General features: G+C 47.9%; 3 protein-coding genes, 1 rRNA gene and 1 pseudogene. 3 read left to right on the top strand and 2 right to left on the bottom strand.

Features of this window, described 5'->3' with window-relative positions; translation table 11 throughout:
• A partial coding sequence (locus tag DO97_RS20095) for an IS256 family transposase (protein WP_036537041.1) occupies window positions 1–399 on the top strand: 399 nt, incomplete at its 5' end.
• Between the two features lie 46 nt (window positions 400–445).
• Window positions 446–610 (top strand): annotated as a pseudogene (locus DO97_RS24235) (IS1 family transposase); the annotation flags it as partial.
• A gap of 15 nt (window positions 611–625) precedes the next feature.
• Here the strand turns inward: DO97_RS24235 and DO97_RS23480 are convergent.
• Both DO97_RS23480 and glyQ read right to left on the bottom strand, forming a co-directional pair.
• Window positions 626–1425 (bottom strand): IS5 family transposase gene (locus DO97_RS23480; protein WP_156120699.1). Its coding sequence is split into 2 segments (ribosomal slippage): window positions 626–1185 and window positions 1185–1425, totalling 801 coding nucleotides; the frame shifts between segments, so codons are not numbered across the junction.
• A gap of 108 nt (window positions 1426–1533) precedes the next feature.
• Window positions 1534–2445, bottom strand: a complete 912-nt coding sequence (glyQ, locus tag DO97_RS20110) for a glycine--tRNA ligase subunit alpha (RefSeq protein ID WP_072016526.1) — start codon at window positions 2443–2445, stop codon at window positions 1534–1536.
• Between the two features lie 379 nt (window positions 2446–2824).
• On the opposite strand from glyQ, the gene DO97_RS20115 reads away from it, so the two are divergent.
• Window positions 2825–2938, top strand: a 16S ribosomal RNA gene (locus tag DO97_RS20115); the annotation flags it as partial.

Genomic DNA, 2938 nt, shown 5'->3' on the forward strand with positions numbered 1-2938 from the left:
GATGCTAAAGCGGTAGCGGCAGACCTGAAGCCAATCTATCAAGCCACCACGCTTGAGGAGGCCGAAGCAGCCCTAGATGCGTTTTCAACCAAATGGGATGCCCTTTATCCGGCGATTAGCCAGATTTGGATTCGGCATTGGGACAACGTCATTCCCATCTTTGATGATCCAATGGATATTCGCAAAGTCATCTACACCACCAATGCCATTGAGTCGCTCAATCGCTCATTGCGCAAGGTAATTAAGACCAAGGCTGTGTTCCCAGATGAGGAGTCCGTGTTCAAGTTGATGTATTTGGCAATGAACAACATTGCCAAGCGATGGAACCGACCAATTAAGAACTGGAAAGCAGCCTTGTCACATTTTGCTATCCTATTTCCAGGACGCTTCAACTATTGACGATCTCAAGGCTTACACAAAAATCTGAACGCTCTCTGTTGAATGACTCAGGCAAGAACATCCCTTTACTGCCATCAGTCCCAAATCTGAGGTTGATGCCAATCACAATGAGGCTCACAATAGTTCCCTTAGACGACGAGCTAGCGCCTATCACAGACGACAGAACTACTACGCAAAAGTCGTTGAAGGATTGCAGAGGGCTTTAGAGCTTGCCTCTAAATGATTATTAAGTTTGCTCTTGTAATTTTGCTAAACGACGCAGCATTAGCCTCGTCATCACTCCATAAATCATAGCCTGGCTCATCTCTGGCAACACTTCGTAGTCCTTACTCAAACGTCGGCAGGAATTCCACCAGGCAAACGTTCGCTCCACAATCCATGGTTTGGGTAAAATCTCAAATTCAGCGCTATGACGACAAATCACTTCAACCTCAGCCCCAGTTAATTGGTTGACGACCCGAGCAAAATTGGCTCCAATAAATCTCTGGTCTACCCAGACAACGCTGAGATACTCAGTAGCAGCCTCGCTCGCTTCGAAGACCACAGCTGCCCCGCCTAAGCGCTCTGGACAACTGGCCTCGATAACAACCACTGCAATCAGCAAACCTAAGGTATCGACGAGGATAAATCGCTTCCGTCCTTTAACCGTTTTTCCCTGCGTTGTAGCCGTAGACCTCCCCCTTTTTTCCGTCGTTTTGACGGATTGAGAATCGAGGATAGCAGCGCTTGGCTGAGTTGTCTTGCCAGTCGTTTGCCGAAGTTGGATTCTCAACTGGTCATGGACTGTTGCCAGATGCCTAATCTCTGCCAATGTCGTAGATAGTTATAGATCGTTTGCCAGGGTGGAAAGTCGCTTGGCAACCCTCGCCAAGTACAACCCTCTCGTTGCACGTAGAATATGGCATTAACAATTTCACGAAAGTCAACTTCTCTCGGATGGCCAATTGCTGATTCAGCAGGGAGCAAGGGTTCTATCACCTTCCACTCGGCATCAGTTAAGTCGCTGGGATACTCTTTGCGAAGCATCTTGTTAGAGTTGAGTGCTGACTTCAGCTTCACTCACGAGGTTTGCTTCCAACTTGCAACTTCATCTTTCTTTAGAAACAGCCTCTAAGGGAATGCATTGGGTAATGGCTAAACTCCTGCTGCAACTTCCCCATGTAAAAGCGGAAAGCCTAGAGCCTCGCGCTGCCTTAAATACAAATGAGCTACCTGGCGTGCCATATGCCGAACTCTTCCAATGTAGCGAGTTCGCTCCGTTACCGAAATCACACCCCGGGCATCAAGCAAGTTAAATGTATGGGAGCACTTCAACACCTGATCAAAGGCAGGCAGTACCAATCCCTTCTCCATTAACTGTTCAGCCTCCTGCTCATAGAGTTTGAACAAAGTAAACAGTAGGTCTGGATTCGAAGCTTCAAAGTTATATGTTGAACACTCAATCTCTCCCTGGAGATGCACATCTCCATAGGTCAACTGATCATTCCAGTGGATATCGAAAATTGAGTTGACGCCTTGGAGGTACATTGTCAGTCGCTCTAGACCATAGGTGATCTCGATCGCAACTGGGCGACAGTCAATGCCGCCACACTGCTGAAAATAGGTAAACTGGGTTACCTCCATACCATCTAGCCAAACTTCCCAGCCCACGCCCCAGGCACCAACGGCTGCATCCTCCCAGTTATCCTCGACAAACCGGATATCATGATCTTCTGGCTGAATGCCCAAGACTCTCAGTGAATCCAGATAAATCTCCTGAATATTATCCGGTGATGGCTTAATCAATACTTGGTACTGATAGTAATGCTGCACACGGTTCGGGTTCTCCCCATAACGACCATCGCCAGGTCGTCGGCATGGCTCAACATAAGCAACCGACCACGGCTCTGGACCAATTGCCCGCAGAAAAGTATGTGGACTCTTGGTACCCGCTCCCTTCTCTGTGTCATATGCCTGAACGATCAGACAGCCAGGTTGACCTGACCTCGTTGTAAGGGACTCACTCCAGAACTGATTTAGAGCCGCAATCACCGACTGGAAATTCACAAAAATCCACCTCGTTACCGTTCTGTCAGCAACCCAATTGTCGCTCAAATCGGAAAACACCAGCCCATGCCTCTAAGTAAACGACCTAGAGGAGTGAGAGAGGGGGTATTTTTAATTTTGCGGGAGAGGGGTTGACAGAGTGAGTGGGAGTTGTTAGATTAGTAAAGCGGTTGAGGGGAGCGACGCGAAAGTGAAGCGACCGGAAGCGCCCGAACCTAGACAACATAATAGTTTGAAAGCCAAGATAACATCAAACCTCGTCAAAAGAAATAGGTTTTAGGGAGAGATTCCTAGAGCTAGGAGCGAGAGTTTTGAGTAATTGATTATCAATTATTCAAGGCAAGAAGGGAGCTTAAAGGACTTACTTTATGTTTTCAACAACATGGAGAGTTTGATCCTGGCTCAGGATGAACGCTGGCGGTCTGCTTAACACATGCAAGTCGAACGGGCTCTTCGGAGCTAGTGGCGGACGGGTGAGTAACGCGTGAGAATC

The sequence above is a fragment of the Neosynechococcus sphagnicola sy1 genome (assembly GCF_000775285.1).
GTDB lineage: Bacteria > Cyanobacteriota > Cyanobacteriia > Neosynechococcales > Neosynechococcaceae > Neosynechococcus > Neosynechococcus sphagnicola.